Annotated in this window: 17 protein-coding genes and 2 tRNA genes; 14 read left to right on the top strand and 5 right to left on the bottom strand. The window is 39.0% G+C overall.

What is annotated here, in order from left to right:
- Positions 1-47: 47 nt before the first annotated feature.
- Both AWM74_RS04225 and cdaA read right to left on the bottom strand, forming a co-directional pair.
- A complete protein-coding gene (locus AWM74_RS04225; protein ID WP_026465104.1) occupies positions 48-1,376 on the bottom strand; it encodes a CdaR family protein in 1,329 nt (442 codons plus the stop codon).
- Entirely contained in the window at positions 1,366-2,220 is an 855-nt protein-coding gene (gene cdaA / locus AWM74_RS04220; protein ID WP_060774342.1) for a diadenylate cyclase CdaA, read from the bottom strand. The genes AWM74_RS04225 and cdaA overlap by 11 nt, the downstream gene beginning before the upstream one ends.
- A 136-nt stretch (positions 2,221-2,356) precedes the next feature.
- On the opposite strand from cdaA, the gene AWM74_RS04215 reads away from it, so the two are divergent.
- The 5 genes from AWM74_RS04215 to glmS all read left to right on the top strand — a co-directional run bounded on the left by AWM74_RS04215 (position 2,357) and on the right by glmS (position 6,963).
- On the top strand, positions 2,357-3,100 hold the full coding sequence (locus tag AWM74_RS04215) for a pseudouridine synthase (RefSeq protein WP_026465106.1): 744 nt from the start codon (positions 2,357-2,359) through the stop codon (positions 3,098-3,100).
- Between the two features lie 139 nt (positions 3,101-3,239).
- Positions 3,240-3,320, top strand: a tRNA-Tyr gene (locus AWM74_RS04210).
- A 6-nt stretch (positions 3,321-3,326) separates the two neighbouring features.
- Positions 3,327-3,398: transfer RNA gene (locus AWM74_RS04205), tRNA-Gln, on the top strand.
- A 575-nt stretch (positions 3,399-3,973) separates the two neighbouring features.
- Positions 3,974-4,684 carry an aggregation-promoting factor C-terminal-like domain-containing protein gene (locus AWM74_RS04200; RefSeq protein ID WP_026465107.1) on the top strand — a complete coding sequence of 237 codons (711 nt, stop codon included), beginning with the start codon at positions 3,974-3,976 and terminating at the stop codon, positions 4,682-4,684.
- A 467-nt stretch (positions 4,685-5,151) separates the two neighbouring features.
- Positions 5,152-6,963 carry a glutamine--fructose-6-phosphate transaminase (isomerizing) gene (glmS, locus tag AWM74_RS04195; RefSeq protein WP_026465108.1) on the top strand — a complete coding sequence of 604 codons (1,812 nt, stop codon included), beginning with the start codon at positions 5,152-5,154 and terminating at the stop codon, positions 6,961-6,963.
- Positions 6,964-7,155: 192 nt separating this feature from the next.
- On the opposite strand, the gene AWM74_RS04190 is transcribed toward glmS, so the two are convergent.
- From AWM74_RS04190 to AWM74_RS04180, 3 genes are all read right to left on the bottom strand, one after another.
- Entirely contained in the window at positions 7,156-7,824 is a 669-nt protein-coding gene (locus tag AWM74_RS04190) for a DUF421 domain-containing protein (RefSeq protein ID WP_026465109.1), read from the bottom strand.
- A 566-nt stretch (positions 7,825-8,390) separates the two neighbouring features.
- Complete coding sequence (locus tag AWM74_RS04185) at positions 8,391-9,281, bottom strand: SDR family oxidoreductase (RefSeq protein WP_026465110.1); 891 nt, start codon at positions 9,279-9,281, stop codon at positions 8,391-8,393.
- A 353-nt stretch (positions 9,282-9,634) separates the two neighbouring features.
- Positions 9,635-10,342, bottom strand: coding sequence for a glucosamine-6-phosphate deaminase (locus AWM74_RS04180; protein WP_026465111.1), 708 nt, complete (start codon positions 10,340-10,342; stop codon positions 9,635-9,637).
- A gap of 192 nt (positions 10,343-10,534) precedes the next feature.
- Here AWM74_RS04180 and AWM74_RS04175 point away from each other — a divergent pair, with 192 nt between their 5' ends.
- The 9 genes from AWM74_RS04175 to AWM74_RS04135 all read left to right on the top strand — a co-directional run bounded on the left by AWM74_RS04175 (position 10,535) and on the right by AWM74_RS04135 (position 20,705).
- Positions 10,535-12,346: a PTS mannitol transporter subunit IIBC gene (locus AWM74_RS04175; RefSeq protein WP_026465112.1), complete on the top strand. Its 1,812-nt coding sequence runs from the start codon at positions 10,535-10,537 to the stop codon at positions 12,344-12,346.
- A 42-nt stretch (positions 12,347-12,388) separates the two neighbouring features.
- On the top strand, positions 12,389-14,455 hold the full coding sequence (locus tag AWM74_RS04170) for a BglG family transcription antiterminator (RefSeq protein WP_026465113.1): 2,067 nt from the start codon (positions 12,389-12,391) through the stop codon (positions 14,453-14,455).
- A gap of 88 nt (positions 14,456-14,543) precedes the next feature.
- Positions 14,544-14,987: a PTS mannitol transporter subunit IIA gene (locus tag AWM74_RS04165; RefSeq protein WP_026465114.1), complete on the top strand. Its 444-nt coding sequence runs from the start codon at positions 14,544-14,546 to the stop codon at positions 14,985-14,987.
- Positions 14,988-16,124 carry a mannitol-1-phosphate 5-dehydrogenase gene (locus tag AWM74_RS04160; protein ID WP_026465115.1) on the top strand — a complete coding sequence of 379 codons (1,137 nt, stop codon included), beginning with the start codon at positions 14,988-14,990 and terminating at the stop codon, positions 16,122-16,124. It abuts the gene before it with no gap.
- A 216-nt stretch (positions 16,125-16,340) separates the two neighbouring features.
- Positions 16,341-17,525: an aminotransferase class I/II-fold pyridoxal phosphate-dependent enzyme gene (locus tag AWM74_RS04155; protein ID WP_026465116.1), complete on the top strand. Its 1,185-nt coding sequence runs from the start codon at positions 16,341-16,343 to the stop codon at positions 17,523-17,525.
- 24 nt (positions 17,526-17,549) lie between these two features.
- Positions 17,550-18,404, top strand: coding sequence for a MetQ/NlpA family ABC transporter substrate-binding protein (locus AWM74_RS04150; protein ID WP_026465117.1), 855 nt, complete (start codon positions 17,550-17,552; stop codon positions 18,402-18,404).
- A gap of 94 nt (positions 18,405-18,498) precedes the next feature.
- Positions 18,499-19,383, top strand: a complete 885-nt coding sequence (locus AWM74_RS04145; protein WP_026465118.1) for a VOC family protein — start codon at positions 18,499-18,501, stop codon at positions 19,381-19,383.
- Between the two features lie 132 nt (positions 19,384-19,515).
- Complete coding sequence (locus AWM74_RS04140; RefSeq protein ID WP_026465119.1) at positions 19,516-20,298, top strand: SDR family NAD(P)-dependent oxidoreductase; 783 nt, start codon at positions 19,516-19,518, stop codon at positions 20,296-20,298.
- A gap of 47 nt (positions 20,299-20,345) precedes the next feature.
- Complete coding sequence (locus tag AWM74_RS04135) at positions 20,346-20,705, top strand: hypothetical protein (protein WP_236702851.1); 360 nt, start codon at positions 20,346-20,348, stop codon at positions 20,703-20,705.
- Positions 20,706-20,712: the final 7 nt, after the last annotated feature.

The following is a 20,712-nucleotide window of genomic DNA, read 5'->3' as shown; positions in this document are numbered from 1 at the left end:
TATGTTTCTTGCCTTGAAAAAGGCAGTCTAGATTACACTGGTTAATACTAGGAAAAACTAGCTAAAAAAGCAAGTATTGCGTTAAAGACATTTGCGCTAGAAGAGCTAGAGACGCTTTCTGAACTTGTTGAATTGATTTGATCGGCTTGGACATTGCCGTTGCCATTTTGTAAGTTGTTACTGACGCCAGTCGTTACGCCAACTTCGCTCGTGGTTGAACTGGTGCTGTCGCTGATGTCGCTATCACTTGTCGTATCTTCTTCAATAGTGGATTCATTACCGCTAGTGCCGCTTTCGCTACTCGTAGCACTTTCTTCGCTAGACTCGCTTGAAGCGGTGTCTGAGCTGGCGCTATCCTCATCGCTTTCTGATGAGGCACTAGATGACGCGCTAGATGATGACGAAGATGAAGACTCGTTAGCCGTTGGCACCACTTGGACCCGAACGCTTGAAGGATCTGAACTCGTTACACCATCAGGTAGGACAATGGGCGCGTCTACAGTAGTCGTTGTTGTAATCCTTGATACATCAACGGTTGCAGACACGCTTTCAGTGTTATTGATGGTATCGTAGTCACCAGATAAAGTCGCGTGCTGGCTATCTAAAATCGTTGCTTCATAGGTGTAGCCTTCGCGTTCGTTGGTGATATTGGCTTCAATAGGGACCGACACACCTTCAGGCGAAACTTGAACGGTCACGTCAACCTCACTTGGGTCGGTGTTGATATTCAAGATATCACCGTCCGCATTTTCTGTAATGACAGTGGCGGTTGTGGTGTAGTCTTCAGATAAGTTATCTGGAATATTTACGACTGTATAAACTTGGCTCACGCTTTCAATGTCAGATGTCGAACCAGTTAAGGTGACAGAATCTTGGCTTAAAGACACATCTGTAATTTCGTAACCATCCGCAACTGCAGATTCATTAGACATTTCCACTTGGACTGGATATTCAGTTGTTTGTAGCGAATCGATTGAAATATTGACGCTTGAAGGTGAAATCTCATAAGAAACAGCTTCTGAAACATTTTCCAATTGTAATTGGATGTAATGAGACCCTTCGCCTAAATCGGTTAAGTCTTCTGTGATGACGCGGAAGTCATCGGCTTCAAGTGTTTGTTCGATTAAGTTTTTTGGTCCAGATAAACTGACAGAAACGCTATCTAGGAGACCAGTGACATAATACGCATCCACGTTTCCATCTATATAAACAGGCACGTTATAAATCGTTTCTGTTGTCGCTTCGCTGACGTTTTGGAAGAAACTCACTGGGTTTTCCGAATACTGCTCAGCCTTCACGTATACAAACATTAAGATAGATAAGAAGAGCGATAAAATTAACAGGGCAATTCGATTGTTATAAAACTTATTGATCATCTGACTTGCCACCTCCTGTTAATTGGTTAAACCAGTTAGTTAAGAAGTTATCATTCGCTTCCTCATCAGAGATGTTGATAAAATTGTCCGCTAGAATGGTATACAACTCATCTTGACTAAGGTCGCGGGTAATCTCGCCACGTTCAGTAATTGAAATACCACCTGTTTCTTCTGAGACGACGATTGTGATGGCATCTGTTACTTCACTTAAGCCTACAGCAGCCCGGTGTCTAGTCCCTAATTCTTTAAGAATCTCCGAGTTTTCTGAAAGCGGCAGGTAAGAAGCGGCAGAAGCAATTTCTAAATCTTGAATAATCACGGCACCATCATGTAGGGGCGTATTTGGGATGAAAATGTTAATCAATAATTGAGATGAGATGGCTGAATCTAATCGAATTCCAGTAGCTGCGTATTCATTTAAGGGTTGCGAACGTTGTAGGGAGATCAAAGCACCAATCCGTCGTTTACCCATGTACTCGCAAGCTTCAACTAAATCGCGCACCATTTTTTCGTTTGGATTGCGGGCCCCAGCTTCACGTTTACCAGCAAAGAATTGTTGTCCCAAATGATCTAATCCTCGTCTGATTTCAGGTTGGAATATGACAATCGCACCAACGACAGACCATTGGATAATATTGTTCATGATCCAATCTACCGTCTTCAACTGGAAGAGGGTGGAAATAATTTTAATCAGCAAGAAGATGAAAACCCCGTTCAAAATATTGAAGGCTTTCGTATTCTTTAGGATCTTCAAGAGCTGGTAGATAAACAACCAAACAATCAAAATATCAATTAGATTGAAAACATTCGTCCAGGAAATAATACCAGACCAATCTATTTGCATGCGTCTATCCTCCATTCTAAGTTTTCTCACTATAAAGTATACCATATCAGCCTTTTGTCGATAGAAACTTAAGACACATTTCCCAAAAATGTTTATAATGGTAGAAACAAGTAAACTGGAGTGAAGGAGGGATGGCATGTTACTTGGACAATTGATTATGGATGCTGGGCAAGTTACTCGAAAAGAATGCAAACGGCTATTGAAAGGTGGCTATGTCACCGTTGACCGCCAAGTTGTCACAGAATTCGCCACCGTTGTGGACCCCAGCTGGCAAGAGATTACCGTCGACCAAGTAGTAATTGATCGCCATTTTGGCCATACCTATTACTTGGTCCATAAACCCAAAGGCTACCTGTCAGCCAATAAAGACCAGACCCACCCAACGGTCATTGACCTGATTCAACCAGCAGATAATCCCGGCGATTTAGCAATTACCGGCCGTCTGGACCGTGATGCCCATGGACTCGTCTTCGTCACCAACAATGGCCAGCTCCATTACATCTTCCAACAACCCAAATTTGATATTCCAAAAACTTACCGCGTCAACGTGAATGGCCTTATTGATGGCAAAATGGTCGCACAATTTCAAGCTGGTGTCATTTTTCAGGATGGCACGATCTGTAAAGCAGCAAGGCTTGAAATCATTTCGGCAAGCCCGCAATCCTCAACTGGTTTAGTCACTATTTCAGAGGGACGGCGCCACCAAGTGAAGAAAATGTTCCTTGCTTGCGGAGTAAAAGTCACAGACTTATACCGACAAGCAATTGGCGATTTAAGAATTGACGGCCTAGCGGAAGGGGGTTATCGCCAACTAAATGAAGCGGAAATCCAGTCACTCAAAAGTATCTTTCTTCTATATAATAGGCGTAAAGAAAGTTGAGGGAAAAGGGCGGTAAAATAAGCCAAAAAAATTTTTCAAAAAACTTTTGCCCAAACTATTGAAATCTATAATATCTGATGATATACTACTTAAGTACGATATTTTTGAGAGGTTAATTCTCAAGGATACGTTGATATATGGAGGGATAGCGAAGTGGCCAAACGCAGCGGACTGTAAATCCGTTCCTTCGGGTTCGAAGGTTCAAATCCTTCTCCCTCCATTACATTGGGATATAGCCAAGCGGTAAGGCAACAGACTTTGACTCTGTCATGCGTTGGTTCGAATCCAGCTATCCCAGTAATATAAAGCGAGAAGACTAGGCGAGAGCTTGGTCTTTTTTTATTGCTTTGAAACAAGTAAATACCTGATAGCGTATCTAACTATTTGTATTATTCGATATTTAAAAAGAATATTTCGCAAGTATCATATGTCATGTTACAGAACCATTGCGATTTGACACAAATTAGAAACATTGATATATAGATCTTTTTAATAACTTTGTTTATTTACTTCATAATAAAAACGCATATTTTTCAAATAATATGACATAGTTTGTGAAAATAATTACTTTTATCACTTTATATATATAGCTCTAGCTTTATAGTGTTACAGAATTATTACAAATTTACACGAGGTTTTCAAAAACCCCGGATTTAATGTCAAGGCGGTTAAGAGGCTTTAACAGATGCCTGATTTACATGACTTAAAAAAATGCCCGTGCTAAGATATTGCTTGTAGATGAGACAGGTGTTCTTTATCTAGAATATAGTCGCACGATAGAGATGCGGTAAATAGCGTGTCATCAACAAGATGACAGCAGATAACTAAAAATAAATTAAAAAAGCAGTATTCTTATAAGGAGAGTATTTACACATGAAATTGAACAAAATTATCTTAGGTACGTCATTTGCATTAGCAGGTTTATTCGCTGCTACAAACAACAACAACGTAGAAGCAGCTACTTGGTCTGCTCGTACAGTTGCTGAAGTTTCAGCTGATTTAGAAGCTACAGATGACACAACTACTTCATACACTATTCAATACGGTGATACTTTAGCAGCTATCGCTAAAGCGTCTGACGTAAGTGTAGATGCATTAGTTGCAATCAACGACATCCAAAACGCTAACGTAATCTTCCCAGGAACTAAACTTTCATTTACAAAAGATGAAACAACTGGTGAAGTAAACGAAGTAACTGTAGAAGACTCTGCAACTGAAGAAGCAACTACTTATGATGTTGCTGAAGAAGTGGTAACTGAAACTACTTATGAAGCACCAGCTGAAGAAACTTATGTAGCAGAAGAAACTGCATACGAAGAACCAGCAGCTGAAACAACTGCTTCAACTACTTCATACTCAAGCAACTCAGCTAAAGAAATCATCGCTCAACGTGAGTCAGGTGGATCTTACACAGCTTACAACGCTGCAGGTGGATACTATGGTCGTTACCAATTAAACCCTACATTAGTAGCATACGGTGCATCTCCAGCTGAGCAAGAAGTTGCTGCTGACAAATATGTTGCTGAACGTTACGGTTCATGGGATGCTGCTTTAGCATTCTGGAATGCTAACGGTTGGTACTAAGATAAAGTTTCTTCTATAAGAAATTTTATTTAAAATACAACCAAATGAGTCAGGTTTTTCCTGGCTCTTTTTTGTATGCTTGCAATCTAATTAGCGGATAACCTATATATCTTCTTAAGAGAAGGTTAAATTATAGGCATTAACATCTAAAAAGATTGACAATATCTTTTTGTATTTATAGAATGTAAAGAGCTATTACTTTTAATAAAATCTCAAACGTAATTTTTGGGATAGCGCCAGGCTTGCTTAGCAAGTGACGAGGACTGAATTGATCGAAATATTCGGCGGATGATTCAGGGGTTGTACAATCCACAGGTGGGAAAAAAGTAAGGCAATCAATGATCTAGACCATCATTTTGCCTTATCAAATTACCTCCACGTACGTAGTAGCCAAATAAAAAATGCGATAAGACACCTATATTGATAGGGTCTAATTTTATGTCGCCAAATTAGGAGGAAACTGCAACATGTGTGGTATTGTAGGTTATATTGGAAATGGATCAGCTCAAGAGGTATTATTAAACGGTTTAGAGCGTTTAGAGTACCGTGGTTATGATTCAGCAGGTGTATACGTTGTCGATGGAAATGGTCAAAATGGTCATTTATTTAGAGAAGAAGGACGTATCGCTAAACTACAAAGTGAAGTGGACATGTCATTAGATGCCCATACAGGTATTGGACATACACGTTGGGCAACACATGGTGAACCAAGCGTTCGCAATGCCCATCCACATCAATCATCAACAAGTCGTTTCACATTAGTACATAACGGTGTTATCGAAAACTACCGTGAAATGAAAGAAGGCTACCTATCTGACGTGACTTTCCACTCAGATACAGATACAGAAGTAGCTGTTAACTTAATCGAACACTTCGCTTTAACAGAAGGTTTAGATGCAGAAACTGCATTCTTAAAAGCCTTAAACGTGATTGAAGGTTCATACGCATTTGCATTAATCGATTCAGAACAACCAGGTGTAGTATTTGCAGCGAAAAACAAATCACCTTTATTAATCGGTAAAGGTACTGACTTCAATACAATCGTTTCTGATGCAATGGCATCAATTGACTTAACTGACCAATACGTTGAAATTCATGATGGTGAAATGGTTATCTTAACCGAAGAGGACGTTACAATTAAAAACTTAGCTGGCGAAACTATCGAACGTGCACCATATACTGCGCAATTAGATGCCAATGATTTAGATAAAGGGACATACCCTTACTACATGATTAAAGAAATTGATGAGCAACCAGCTGTAATGCGTCGTATTATCCAAGAATACTCTGACGATAACAACGAATTAACAGTTGACCAAGAAATCATCGATGCGATTAAAGGAAGCGACCGTATCTACATCATCGGCGCGGGTACTTCAATGCATGCAGGTTTAGTTGGTAAAAATATCATCGAAAAAATGGTTAACATTCCAGTTGAAGTTCATGTAGCATCTGAATTTGCTTACAACATGCCGGTATTGAGTGAAAAACCATTCTTCATCTACTTAACACAATCTGGTGAAACTGCAGATAGTCGTCAAGTATTGGTTCAAACCAACAAATTAGGCTACAAATCATTAACAATCACTAACGTGAAAGGTTCTACTTTATCACGTGAAGCTGACTACACATTATTATTACACGCAGGTCCAGAAATCGCTGTAGCATCTACTAAAGCATATACTGGTCAAATCGCAGTAATGGCTGTATTAGCTGAAGCTTTGCGTCGTGACTTAGGATTTGAAGCGCAATTCGATATGGAACATGAATTATCAATCATTGCTAATGCTATTCAAGTAATGATCGATGACAAAGATGAAATCCATGCGCTAGCAACTGAATTATTCACTGACAAAGCATCAGCCTTCTACATCGGCCGTGGTATCGACTACGAAGTAAGTCGTGAAGCTGCCTTGAAAGTTAAAGAGATTTCATATATTCAAGCTGAAGGTTTTGCTTCAGGTGAATTGAAACATGGTACAATCTCACTTATCGAAGATGGTACACCAGTAATCGGTGTAATCACACAAGAGAATACCGCTGCACACTCACGTGGTAATATTGAAGAAGTGCGTTCACGCGGAGCGAATACATTGATCATCGCTATGGAAGGTTTAGACCGTGAAGGTGATGACATTGTCATACCTGCTGTAGAACCGTTATTATCTGCACTTGTATCAGTCATTCCAACGCAGTTACTAGCATACTATGCGTCATTAGACCGCGGTTTAGATGTAGATAAGCCACGTAACCTAGCGAAGTCAGTAACAGTAGAATAATAAACCTTATCACGAATTACATTTTCGAGCTTAACTCGTTTGATTGTCTAATTATGTGAGAAATAGGGTGGGAAAGCATTGTTTTTGAACCAATACCACCTATGCGAAAAAGGCCAAGCAATTAGCCATTGCTTGGCCTTTTTTATCATTCATTTATGATATGGAGACTGTTTTTGATTACATTCTTAAATATTAGCCATCTATACAATAGTCTTTATTCATTACATCATGATTGGTTAGAATATAAAACGCCTTTTCCGCAGACCATTCTACATATATAATCTCATGCAATATGGTATAACCCTCTTTATTCAAATTATCCAGTAACCGTTTTCTCGTCAAGCCATGCGTTTCCAAAACCCTATCTTGAATAATGCCATGGTCGACAAGCATTAAGGAAATATAGCTATCTTCTTGAGAGTTTTTCAATACACTGACTTGACCAGCGCTTTCTAGAATAACGTGCTTAGCATTTTCAAGGGAAAAACATTGTTGTTGCCTTAACATGGTCCTTAATTGTTCCATTTCAATATGATTTTTAGAGAGCGCTTTTAAGTTTATTACACCATCTCTAATAATGACAGAAGGTTCACCTTTTAATAAACGGCTCACCCTTGTATTTTTCAGCACTATTCTTTCTATGATGTAAATAAGGGCTGCCCATAGAAATAGGGCGAGTACAAGATGTCCTATATTTAATTTATCGTCATATATAGATTCCTCTAAAATACCACCTAATATCAAAGTATAAATAAGATCAAAAGGAGTAACGTCCGCCAAAGCTTTTTTACCTAATACACGTGTGACTAGCATAAGGCTGACTAAACCAAAAACGAGTTTAAGGCTTATTGAAAGTAGCATATAAACCCTCCTTAAATATCATTATAAAGCGATGCATGCGTTTCAATTTTTTTATTTTCTATTAAAAAGTATATACAATCTAAAAGTATTGTCGTCATATAATATCAAAATTATTTGTTTGTTTAAAATCCTCAGCAAAGGGCCTTTTAGGAGAAGTGATGCAGTGTCTATGTCTCATCTACTCGTGTTTACAAATTAAAGCAACCAACATGCTGAGTTAATGAAGATTAAGGCACAGTAGTTGAAAGGATATGTAGTGATAGATTGAGGGTAGAAGGCAACGAAATTGTTAGAGTATAAGAATTGTACGTTGCTATTTAGTTCATAGTATGGTGAATTATGAGTAATAAAAGACTATAAATTTGAATACTAAGGAAAGCATGACTATAATGCTGAGTATTTTACCATGTGATTTGTGGGTTACTTTCAGTTTAGTAACCTAATTAAGGCTAGCAGTGATTTAGTCGACTAAATAAATAATAAGAGATTCAAGCTTATCCTTACGGGTAAACTTGATCTCTTATTACAGATTTTATTTATCATTATCATTTAATTATGCATGTTGATTATTCAGTAGAGATGGTGCTACCACCTGTGATTTTAATAATTTCACCACTGATATAAGAAGAATCATTTGAAGCAAGTAAAACATAAGTCGGTGCAAGTTCAGCAGGCTGACCAGAACGTTCTAGTTGAGTATCTTGCCCAAAACTTTCTAGTCCACCATCTAGTTGTCCACCATCTAATTGTAATGGTGTCCATACTGGACCAGGTGCTACACCATTGACCCGAATGCCTTTTGGTGCAAAGTATCCAGATAATAGGGCGGTGAAAGTTGATATTGCCCCGTTAGTTACGGCGTAATCAAAGAAAGAAACTGAAGGATTAAATGAATTCACGGAAGAAGTTGTAACAATTGTACTTCCAGGCGCTAAGTATTTTTCAGCCTCTTTCACTGATTCATACATACTGATAATATTTACTTGGAAGGTGTCTCTCACTTGCTGCATTGGTAGATCTTCAAGCTTTTCATGAGCAATTTGTTGCGCTGCATTTAAAACCAAAATATCTAGTGCACCAAAGGCCTTAACAGTTTCTGACACAATTTTAGCGCCATTTCCCTCTTCCTTAAAATCATATGGTAATAAGAGTGCTTTACGACCTTCTTTTTCAATCAACTCTTTTACTTCCTCAGCGTCCGATTCTTCGCCTGGTAAGAAATGGATGGCCACATTGGCACCTTCCCTTGCGAAAGCGATAGCTACCGCTCGACCAATACCTGAATCTCCACCTGTAATTAGCGCATTACGACCGGTTAGTTTTCCAGAACCTTTATAAGTATTTTCACCACAATCAGGTACAGGGTTCATTTTATTTTGCAGAGCCGGGCCCTCTTGGTCTTGTTTGGGAAATCCGTCTTTATGATATAGTTCCTTTGGATTTTTTAAGTTAGACATATAAAATTCCTCCTATTTGATATATTCAATATTAGTTATATTATTCACTATAACAACGCTCTATTAGATGTGCAAATATTTACCATTATCTTATAAAGCGTTGTGCGATACCCTCTATTAAACTCCGATATGCATACGAAAGTTTTGTAAAAGGAAGATATAATAAATAAGAAACACAGGGTGTCGTATAAGTATCTTTAAGTCAATCAACCACTAAATGGCAAAATGAGTGAAAGTTGCATACACTAACTAAAGGAAGAATTGGAGTAATAAGGTATTTATAAACAAATAGCCTATGACAGACTTGGAGTCGCTATCATAGGCTATTTGTTTATTTAAAAGTAACTTGGTGGCTATTTATTTAAGAGGCTTGCAGCAGCACTATCTAGGTAAACAGTCACATTAGGATGTTCTTGTAACAGACTTGCAGGTACCTCTTCAGTCACAGGACCTTCAACCATATCCTTAACCGCTTGTGCTTTAGATTCTCCAAAGGCTAATAATAAGATGTGTTTTGATTTCATGATAGACGCTAAGCCCATGGAGAAAGCTTTGGTTGGTACATCTTCTACAGAATCGAAGAAACGAGCATTTGCTTGAATAGTACTTTCTGCTAAGTCTACTAATTGCGTTTTCGTATGGCGAGAAGAACCTGGCTCGTTGAAACCGATATGCGCATTTTGTCCAATACCTAGAATTTGTAAGTCAATTGGATGTTCATCTAATAGTGTATTGTAGCGAGCAATTTCTGCCTCAACATCTGTTGCTATACCGTTAGGGATGAAGGTTTCTTTGAAAGGTTTTTTACTGAAAAGGTGCTTGTCCATAAAAGTCGCGTAACTTTCTGGATGATCAGCAGGTAAACCAAAATACTCATCTAGGTTTAAAGCAGTCGCATTGCTGAAGTCTAAGTCAGAAGCCGTAATATATTCATATAAGTCCTCTGGTGTTGAACCCGTTGCTAAACCAAAAGTTGTTGCACCGTTGGCTAATGCTTGCTCAAATTCGTGGAAAACCTCTTTAGATGCTTCTTTTGCGGTATCAAAAATCTTAATATCCATAAATAATCCTCCTAAAATGTGATTTTTTGATCAATATTTAATCTTTACTGTCAGTCTATCATAGAAAAATCGAAACAGGAACAAGGAAAAAGTGTCATGATTAAATGTGCCAAACTTACATGCCTAATGAATTGTAACCGGTTCCGATTCGAGATAAGATATAGGTGTATTAAACAAAGGAGGGGAACTCTTATGTCGGAGAAAACCAAAGATTCAGGTTTAAAGGCGTCGGTTCAAAAATTAGGTTCTTATTTATCTAGTATGGTTATGCCCAATATTGGGTCATTTATTGCGTGGGGGATTATTACAGCACTCTTCATTCCAGATGGTTGGATTCCAAATGAGGCATTGGCCAACTTAGTTGGTCCAATGCGTGATTACTTACTACCTATTCTAATCGGTTATACCGGTGGTTCTATGGTATATGGTCAACGCGGAGCAGTAACAGGTGCTATCGCTACAATGGGTGCAGTTGTTGGTGCATCAGAAGTTGTAACAGGTCAAGCAACAGTGCCAATGTTTATTGGGGCTATGGTTTTAGGTCCTTTAGGTGGTTGGCTGATTAAGAAATTTGATGAAAAATTCCAAGATAAAATCCCATCAGGTTTTGAGATGTTGGTCAATAACTTTTCAATCGGGATTATTGGATTCTTGTTAGTGTTAGTTGGTTTTTATGCAGTGGGACCATTCGTTTCAGGAATGACAACAATCTTTGCAACAGGTGTAGACTGGATTATTCAAAGACGATTACTACCATTAGCCAATGTGTTTATCGAGCCAGCGAAAATCTTGTTCCTTAACAATGCGTTGAACCATGGTATTTTAACACCACTAGGTTCACAACAAGTAGCTGAAACTGGTCGTTCAATTCTTTATTTATTAGAAGCGAATCCAGGACCTGGTCTAGGTATCCTATTAGCCTTTACCGTATTTGGAAAAGGGTCAGCAAGATCATCAGCACCGGGTGCGATTATTATCCACTTCCTAGGTGGTATTCATGAAATCTACTTCCCATATGTGATGATGAAACCTTTATTATTCCTAGCTGTTATTGCTGGTGGGGTATCAGGTACATTAACTTTCCAACTATTAAACGCAGCCTTAACTGGTCCAGCATCACCAGGGTCAATCATTGCCATCCTTGGTATGACAGCACCAGGTGCATACATCGGTGTTATCGGTGGTGTATTAGTAGCAACAATCGTTTCATTCTTAGTAGCGGCGCCAATTATTAAAATGGACCGTGCACAAGATGAAGATAACTTTGAAGCAAGCCAAGCAGCAGCAAAAGCAGCTAAGGAAGATTCAAAAGGCCAATCTTCTGAGGAAACAAATGCTGGCTCAGCGTCAGTTGAAGGTGAAATTCCTGCACCAGAAGATATTAACAGCATTATTTTCGCATGTGACGCAGGTATGGGATCTAGTGCCATGGGTGCCTCATTGTTACGTAAGAAAGCGAAAAAATTAGGTTACGACATGTCGATTACCAACACAGCCATTTCTAAATTGAAAAATCAAGCGGGTGTCTTAGTTATCACGCAAGAAGAATTAACGGACCGTGCTAAACGACAAGCGCCTCTGGCGTCTCACGTATCAGTTGGAAACTTCCTAGATGGTGACCGTTATGATGAAATCTTAGGTGAAATGCAAGCAGCCTCTCAAGAAGAAGCAAACCCAGTAGCTGAAACAGCAGATGCGTCTAGTGTTGAAGAAGAAGTACATGCAAATGTGGCTTTAATTCAAGTGCCTTTCCATGAAGATAAACCATCAGCTTCAGTTATGGCAGCTTCAAACTTACGTAATGAATTGAAGAAAGCGGGATCTGACCTTGTAGCTGAAGCAGTTCCATTTGCACAATTACAAAATAATCCGCAAACTTTGATTATCGTTGATGCGGACACTGTTAAACCAGCAAGAGAAGTTGCACCAAAAGCACAATTTGAAGAAGTTACAAAACTTTATGAGCAAAACCAATACAGCAAGTTGTTAGATAAGGTAAATTAGTCATATCAATAACATGTAGATTTTGACTAAGGAGCGATTGAAGTGTATTTTACAGAGCGAGAAAAGAGTATTTTGAATTTATTATTGGCATACCCAAAAGGTGTGACTCAGCAAGATATTCAAGAGGAACTCGATATAAGCAAACGCACAGTGTATCGTGAAATTAGCCATATTGAAGAGTCGCTTAGACCACTCAACTTGCGGTTAGATAAGCCGAGAAATGAAGGTTATTACTTAATTGGTAGCGATGAGGATAAAGCCACATTGAGTGACCAGCTCAATGCGCATCCTTATGGTGATTTATCTAAGGCTCAAAGACAAAATGCGATTGCCTTAATGGTTTTATCGGGTCAAGGTTTAAGTACAGTTGAAGCTATGGCCTATGATTTTTCTGTGAGTACACGGACATTGAATACTGATATGGCTAGTGTTAAATCAAGTCTTAGTGAGTATGATATCCAAATTGAAACGTCTAGTCACGCTGACTTAACAGTTCAAGGCGAGGAAACAGTTATTCGCCAATTAATGGTGAATCTCTTGGATTACAATATTAAAGAAATTGATTTCTTTCTTTATTTTAATCAAATGTCTGAAGAAAATCAGTTACCTCATTCAGAGGACGCTTTTTTCATTCAATTAATACCAAGAGAGATATATGAAATGGCGCATAAGGTCTTTAAGTCAGATGCGATTCATCATAAGTTGTCTAACTTACCAGATAACCAATTAAAGATAATTATCATCAGTTTTGTGGTGAATATTTTCCGTATTCAAAATGGGCACAGTATTCATAGTGAAATTCTAGCGAAAGATCAGTCCAGTCATTTTATTCGGCTGTCGCATCAGATGTATGAAATTATTGCTAAGGAAATGAAACTAGCGATTGATTTCAATGAGCGTCATATGTTTGCGCGTCAATTGGAAGGGATGAATTTTAATCGTCCGCAAAATATTTTCTCCAATAACTTTGATACGGAATTATCCTACCGCGTAGCGGAACTAACGAGAAAAATCTCTAATAAAACAGGTTATGACTTTAGACAGGACAATCGGTTGTTTGAAGATTTATTGACACATTTGAATGCAGCTTTAAAGCGTTTAGACCAAGCGATTTCAAGTGATGATATTATCTTAGATAAGATGATTGCGGGTTATCCTAATTTGCATGAAGCGGTAGACTTGTCTTTAAAAGAAGTTTTCCCGGATGTAACTTTTACAAAAGAAGAGATGGCTTATATCATTATTCACTATGCTTCGTCTATTGAACGTCAGCCGATATCACGTAACTTAAAAATTGTTATCTTGAGTGCTGGCGGGTTTGGGACTAGCAAAATCTTAGAAAGTCGTTTTTCTAATAAGATTCCGGAAGTGAAACAGGTAGATATTGTAAAAGTTTCGCAGATGTCGAAGGTGGATTATGATCAGTATGATTTGATCTTATCAACTAGCTTCTTAGCGGGATTCAACTATCCTTATCAAGTGATTTCTCCCTTACTATTGGATGATGAAATTATGGCAATTCGACAGGAAATTAAACACTTATCGCAAACTAAAGAACGTACCCAAGTGAGTCAACAGACACACGGGTCAGCTGATATGCAGTTTGAACGACTTTATCAATTGGTAAATACAGCCAATAAGATTCTAGAAAAATTTGACATTCACCAAGTCCAGTCTGGAGAAACAATAGAAGCTAGCTTATTACAAATCATCCAAGGCTTGTCCAAACAGATAGTGGATGATCCAAATCAAGTGACGAAACGAGTGATAGAACGCTATTTGGAAGCGCCCATTGGGATTCCGCATTCAAATATTGCCTTATTTCACTCAACAAATCCACATGTAAAGGAAGCTTTCTTCTCTATTTATGAATTAGACCAACCTTTTGAAATTTTGGGGATGGACCGGACGACGATTGAATTAAAAAGAATTTTATTACTATTGGCCCCCGAACCCCTATCTCGGGAAAATGAATTGTTGTTAGGTAAGATATCCTCTTCCATTATTGATAACGATTTGAATACGGAGATTTATAAGAGTGGAACAAAGGCCATTGTTTTACAATTATTGAGTGCACTATTTGTAGAAGAAACCACCACATTTGAATAAAGGACGAGCCCGACTAAACAGGGTGTGAGACCCAAGTGAAGCGAGTATAACTAAAGGTACAAACAAAATGATAAAAGGATGTGATCGAATGGAATTGAAAAAAGAGTTAATTCAGTTGAATAATACATTTACTTCAAAAGAGGAAGCCATTCGTGCTGCTGGCCAATTATTGGTCCAAGACGGTGCGGTTGATGCGGATTATGTAGAGGGCATGATAGAACGTGAAGGTATTGTATCAACCTATATGGGGAATTTTGTAGCTATTCCACACGGTACAGATGATAGTAAAAACCACGTGAACCATACGGCAATTTCTTTCGTGCAAGTACCAAAGGGAATTGATTTCTCTGATGACGGTAAGGAAGAAAAATTAGCTATGGCTGTCTTTGGGATTGCTGGTGTGGGTGATGACCACTTAGATTTATTATCTAAAATTGCCGTCTTCTGTTCTGACGTAGCTAACGTTGTTCGTCTAGGAGATGCAAAAACGGCTGAAGAAGTGATTGATATGTTGAAGGAGGTTGAAGCGTAAATGAAAGCTGTACATTTTGGTGCTGGTAATATTGGTCGTGGATTTATAGGTGAAATCCTACATAAGAATGGCTTTGACATTACTTTTGTGGATATTAATGAAACATTAATCGATGCTTTAAACGACCGTGAAAGTTACGAAATTGAATACGCTGATGATGCCCACCAACGCTTAACTGTTTCTGGTTTCAGTGGTATAAATAACGGGAAAAATCCTGAAGCGGTATCTCAAGCGGTAGCTGAAGCAGATATTGTGACCACTGCTATTGGGCCTAATATCCTGCCTTACATTGCTGAATTAATTGCTAATGGGATTAAATTACGTCGGGAAAATGACGATACACGTCCAATGGATATCGTTGCTTGTGAGAACATGATTGGTGGGACAGACTTCTTAAATGAGAAAGTATCTGCTTACTTCGATGAGGCGGATCGTGTATACGTTGACCAATATATTGGTTTCCCCAATGCAGCGGTTGACCGTATTGTGCCTATGCAAAGTCATGAAGATCCTTTATTTGTATCAGTTGAACCTTTCAGTGAATGGGTAATTGACCAAACGAATGTGAAAGGGACTCAAATCAAACTTGATGGTGTATTATACGTAGAAGATTTACTTCCTTATATTGAACGTAAATTATTCTCAGTGAACACTGGACATGCCACAACAGCCTATACTGGTAAACACTTTGGCTATGAAACAATTGATCAAGCACTAGAAGATGAAAAAGTTTTACAACAATTAAAGGCCGTCTTAGCAGAAACAGGAGCTTTATTAGTTGAAAAATGGGGATTTGACCAAGAAGCACATGCAGCTTATGCCAATAAAATTGTGGGACGCTTCCAAAATAGCCACATTTCTGACGCCATCACTCGTGTTGCGCGTACGCCAATTCGTAAATTGGGCTATGATGAACGTTTTATCCGTCCAATTCGAGAGGCAAAAGAACGTGGCTTATCTTACGATGCCTTACTAGCAACTGTAGCTTACATCTTTGAATATAATGATGCAGAAGACGAGCAAAGCCAAGAGTTACAAAAAATGTTGGCAGAACAACCACTTAACCAAGTCATCCAAACCGTCACTGGTCTTGAAGATGCCGACTTAATTAATGAAATTAAAGGCAAGATTCAATAGTCGCATTTAGCTATTGTTAAAAGTACAATCATTAAAGGGGATTGCAATGTCCAATTGCAGTCTCCTTTTTCTCTAGTTGGTGATAGGGATTTTCGTTCAAGAGATGACGGAAATCGATATCTCCGCTTTGTTGATATGAAAAGGAATAAAAGGTAAAGTTGCCATAACTAGTTAGATAAAATCGATGAAAGATTTTGTCAGGAAGGATGGTAACATATGAGTGATTTTCAACCGTCAAAAGCGGTGCAATCCTTGCCAAACCAATATTTTTCAAGTTTGACAGCGACGATTGCTGACCTCAAAAGTCGCTATGATGATGTGATCGATTTAGCAGTGGGTACGCCTGACTTACCGGCACCCAAAGCCTTGAAAGAGGCCTTGCGTTCGGCTATCGACAAACCACAATATGATCGATACGGACCTTACCGAGGTGAACCCTTATTGAAGGAAGCGGTGGCACGTTTTTATCAATCACAGTTTGGCGTTACAGTGGATCCACAAACTGAAGTGACCTTATTCCACGGGTCTAAAGAAGCGATTATGAAGGTGAGTCAGGTGTTGGTGAACCAAGGAGAGGGTATTTTATTGCCCAACCCCACCTATCCAGACTACTTATCTGCTGTTGGTTTAACACAGGCAGAGACCATTTTTATGGACCTATTAGAAGAGAACAACTATTTAGTGGACTTTAATCAGCTAAGCCAAGTAGACCTTGACCGATCCCGGCTAATGTACCTAAATTATCCCAATAACCCAACAGGTGCTTTAGCAACGCCAAAATTTTTTGAAGAAGCAGTGGCAGTAGCCAAAAATAATGATATTTTTGTAGTCCATGACTTTGCCTACGCCCCCTATGTTTTTGACCAGGATAAGCCACTATCCTTTTTGCAAACGCCAGAAGCTAAGGAAGTGGCCCTTGAACTATTTTCCTTATCAAAACTTTACAATATTCCAGGATGGCGGATTGGTTTTGCAGTAGGAAATGCTCAGGTTGTTGGCTACCTGAATAGCCTGCAAGACCATACAACAGTTGGCATGTACGGGGCTATTCAAGAAGCGGTTGCCACTTTATTGGTAGAAGAAGATCAAAGCTTTATTGGCAAAATGAAAAACACTTACCAAGCTAGACGAGACGCAGTTATTTGCATATTTGACCAAGCCGGTATTGAAGTAGAGCCATCTAAGGGAACAATTTACCAATGGATGCAGACACCAAGTGGTCTAGATGCGGAGACTTTTGCGCATGTGCTTGCTGAAGAAGCGCACGTAGCGGTGGCACCGGGTAATGGTTTTGGTACTGCAGGTCAGGGGTATATCCGAATTGGCTTAATCGCTGATACAGCTATTTTACAAGAAGCGGCTAGCAGGATTGCTCGTGTGTACAAGCAATTCAATAACTAATCATTATATGGAGGAGAAAGACAGATGAAGAAATGGACTAAAGGGTTATTAACAGTATTAGGGACGGCGACGCTTGCGTTAGGTGCTTGCGGGAATCAAGCAAGTGAATCAACAGCTACTAGTGAGGACGAGGCAACAACATCAGGCTTGCTAGAAGATGGCGTCCTAACGATTGGTGTCACAGCTGGTCCCCACGAAGAAATTTTTGAATTGGTAAAAGAAAAGGCCGCAGCGGATGGTTTGGACATTGAATTAGTGGTATTCAATGATTACATCGCACCAAATACTGCCTTAGCGGATGGTGAATTAGACCTTAACTCTATTCAAACTGGACCTTATTTAGAAACCGTAATCGAGGACACAGGATACGAGTTTACAAAGGCTTTTGAAAATATCACCATTCCAATGGGGATATACTCTGAACAATACGATACAGTAGATGAATTACAAGAAGGCGATACGATTGCTGTACCAAATACCCCTTCTCAAGAAGGGCGTGCACTTCTAGTATTGGAGCGGGCTGGTGTGATTACTTTGCCTGAAGGTTTAGGTATTGCTGCTACAGTCGACGATATTGAAGAAAATCCATTGAATTTAAACTTTATTACCGGGGATCCAGCCCAATTTATCGCCCAATTACCGGATGTGGCTGCAGCAGGTATCAACTCAAATTATATTTTAGATGCTGGATTGAGTGCAGAAGAGTTGGCTATCGCTATGGAAGATCCTGAAGATACTACATGGGTAAACTGGGTTGTATCCCGTACAGAAGATGCCGAAGATCCCGTTATTACGCAACTAGAAGAATATTATAAGACCGACGAAGTGAAGACCTTTATCGAAGAAACATTTAAAGGTGCAGTAGTTGCTTCTTGGTAAAAAGGATAGCCGTTTTTATTCGACATTCAATGGGTTTTAGCTTATTCTTTACTTATAAGTATTGGAAGAATCCAATGTTGAAGGAGCGATAAATATGCGACAAATTGCGATCCAATTATGTTTCAACGACCAAGCTGAAGAAGCGGTTAAATACTATACTAAAATTTTTGACCAAAGTGACATTACACGTGAAGTTCATTATCCTATGCCCAATGGTGAATCTGTTGCTTACGATTTTACAATTGAAAACCAAGCCTTTGCAGCCTTTAATGGGGGACCTGATTTTAAGATGAACCCTTCATTCTCCTTGATGGTATCTTTAGATACTGCTGAAGAGGTGGATGCTTTATATGCTAAATTAGCAAAAGGCGGGAAAGACTTGATGCCTTTAGATACTTACCCCTTTAGCGACCGCTATGCCTGGGTAGAAGACCGGTTTGGTTTGTCTTGGCAAATTATGTTGGCGCCGGATGTAGCTAAAAATCATAAAATCCGCGTATCACTATTGTTTGCCGGCCAATATTGTGGTCAATCTGAACAAGCTTTAAATGATTATGCAACTATTTTTCAAAATGCAGCGCCAGGCCACATCAATTATTACCAAGAAGGTGAAGCTCAAGATGCCCGTGCTAAGGTGAATTATGCCGAGTTAAATGTTGGCGACCAACAATTAGTGTTTATGGACCATGGATTTGGTAGTGATGAAGAATTTTCTGAAGCGATTTCCTTCCTAATCGTTGCTGGTGCGCAATCAGAAGTAGATTACTATTGGGAAAAATTATCAGCTGACGAAGAAGCTGAGTCTATGGGTTGGTTGAAAGATAGTCACGGTATTTCTTGGCAAGTAGTACCACAAGCCTACTTCCAAATCATGGAAACAGCCACTGAAGAACAAAAGAAACGTGTATTAGATGCTTTATTCAAAATGAAGAGAATGGATGTTGCTCGTTTAGAAAATGCTAAATTTGGTATCGGCTAACAACTGATCCTGAAGAGAGACCTGTGTCTAGGGTGACATGGGTCTTTTTTTATTGAAAGGGTTTTTATTTTGGTTTAAAAATCTTTCCATTATAATATATATAGAAATAGATTTTTAGAAAGGGGATATTCGATGGAACTAGGTTTAGCAGGAAAAGTAGCGATTATTACAGGAGCTAGCCGTGGAATTGGATTTGAAACGGCTAAATCATTGGCAAGTGAGGGGGCAGATGTGACAATTGTTGCCCGTCGCGAGGACCGACTGATTGATGCGCAAACAGCTATTCAAGAAATTACCGGTCGCAAAGTCCATTATGTTGTTGGGGATGTAACAGTTGAGGAAGATGCCAAAAGGGTAGTTTCTGAGACAATTGATCAATTTGGTCATATTGATATTTTAATTAATAATGCGGGTGGCTCATCTGCTCAAAGTTTCGATGCAGTTGATAATGCTGAATGGCAACGAGACTTGAATATTAAAATTTTTGGTGTTGTGAATTTCACACGTGAAGTATTGCCATATTTTAAGGAACAAAATTCAGGCGCTATTGTGAATTTAACCGCTATAGCTGGTAAAACACCTCCAGCCAATTCATTACCAACGTCAACTAGCCGTGCTGCTGGTCTTGGCTTAACAAAGGAATTAAGTAAAGAATTAGGTCAGTATAATATTCGTGTGAATGCTGTCTCTATTGGTTTAGTGCGTAGTGAACAAATCGAAAAACGTTGGCAAGATAACGCTGCTGATCAAACTTGGGAAGAATTTTCTAAAAGCCAATCAGCGAATACACCTTTAGGTCGTATTGGTGAAACAGTGGAAGCTGCCAATGCTATTACTTTCTTAGTATCTGATGCAGCCTCTTATATTTCAGGTGTGGCACTTAATATCGATGGTGGCGCGGCTTCAGTCATGTAAATATATTTTACGGGTAACGAGCTTTGTAGAAGAGGATGTTGAAATGTATGAAAAACGTATATAGTATCAATATTATCAAACAAGCGCATAATATGGACGATGGGAGTCCACGTCATTCTTATGAAAACCAGATCCTACTCTATCATTTAGATGAAGACATGCCAAAAGAAGAGTTGATTCGCTTTATTAAAGAGGATAATTTGGAAGAACCTTACGAAGTGGTTGAAGGGACTTCAATCCAATGGGCGGTTGCTAAAGTTGTTGATGTCTTTGAAGTTTTAGGACTTGAAGGCCAATTTGATGAAGGGCAAGAAGTATATAGCCGATTTTTCCCGGATGACCATGATTTGGCGGTTATTTTAGAAAAATATTTCCCAGATTATGTGTTTGAGGATGCTGAAGAATAAAAAGACG

The organism is Aerococcus urinaeequi (assembly GCF_001543205.1).
In the GTDB taxonomy this organism is placed as follows: Bacteria; Bacillota; Bacilli; order Lactobacillales; family Aerococcaceae; genus Aerococcus; species Aerococcus urinaeequi.
This window is presented reverse-complemented; position numbering and strand designations above follow the sequence as displayed.

Coding starts and splice junctions, on each gene's coding strand:
- AWM74_RS04225 (WP_026465104.1), bottom strand. CDS start 1,376: ATGATCAATAAGTTTTATAACAATCGAATTGCCCTGTTAATTTTATCG.
- cdaA (WP_060774342.1), bottom strand. CDS start 2,220: ATGCAAATAGATTGGTCTGGTATTATTTCCTGGACGAATGTTTTCAAT.
- AWM74_RS04215 (WP_026465106.1), top strand. CDS start 2,357: ATGTTACTTGGACAATTGATTATGGATGCTGGGCAAGTTACTCGAAAA.
- AWM74_RS04200 (WP_026465107.1), top strand. CDS start 3,974: ATGAAATTGAACAAAATTATCTTAGGTACGTCATTTGCATTAGCAGGT.
- glmS (WP_026465108.1), top strand. CDS start 5,152: ATGTGTGGTATTGTAGGTTATATTGGAAATGGATCAGCTCAAGAGGTA.
- AWM74_RS04190 (WP_026465109.1), bottom strand. CDS start 7,824: ATGCTACTTTCAATAAGCCTTAAACTCGTTTTTGGTTTAGTCAGCCTT.
- AWM74_RS04185 (WP_026465110.1), bottom strand. CDS start 9,281: ATGTCTAACTTAAAAAATCCAAAGGAACTATATCATAAAGACGGATTT.
- AWM74_RS04180 (WP_026465111.1), bottom strand. CDS start 10,342: ATGGATATTAAGATTTTTGATACCGCAAAAGAAGCATCTAAAGAGGTT.
- AWM74_RS04175 (WP_026465112.1), top strand. CDS start 10,535: ATGTCGGAGAAAACCAAAGATTCAGGTTTAAAGGCGTCGGTTCAAAAA.
- AWM74_RS04165 (WP_026465114.1), top strand. CDS start 14,544: ATGGAATTGAAAAAAGAGTTAATTCAGTTGAATAATACATTTACTTCA.
- AWM74_RS04160 (WP_026465115.1), top strand. CDS start 14,988: ATGAAAGCTGTACATTTTGGTGCTGGTAATATTGGTCGTGGATTTATA.
- AWM74_RS04155 (WP_026465116.1), top strand. CDS start 16,341: ATGAGTGATTTTCAACCGTCAAAAGCGGTGCAATCCTTGCCAAACCAA.
- AWM74_RS04150 (WP_026465117.1), top strand. CDS start 17,550: ATGAAGAAATGGACTAAAGGGTTATTAACAGTATTAGGGACGGCGACG.
- AWM74_RS04145 (WP_026465118.1), top strand. CDS start 18,499: ATGCGACAAATTGCGATCCAATTATGTTTCAACGACCAAGCTGAAGAA.
- AWM74_RS04140 (WP_026465119.1), top strand. CDS start 19,516: ATGGAACTAGGTTTAGCAGGAAAAGTAGCGATTATTACAGGAGCTAGC.
- AWM74_RS04135 (WP_236702851.1), top strand. CDS start 20,346: ATGAAAAACGTATATAGTATCAATATTATCAAACAAGCGCATAATATG.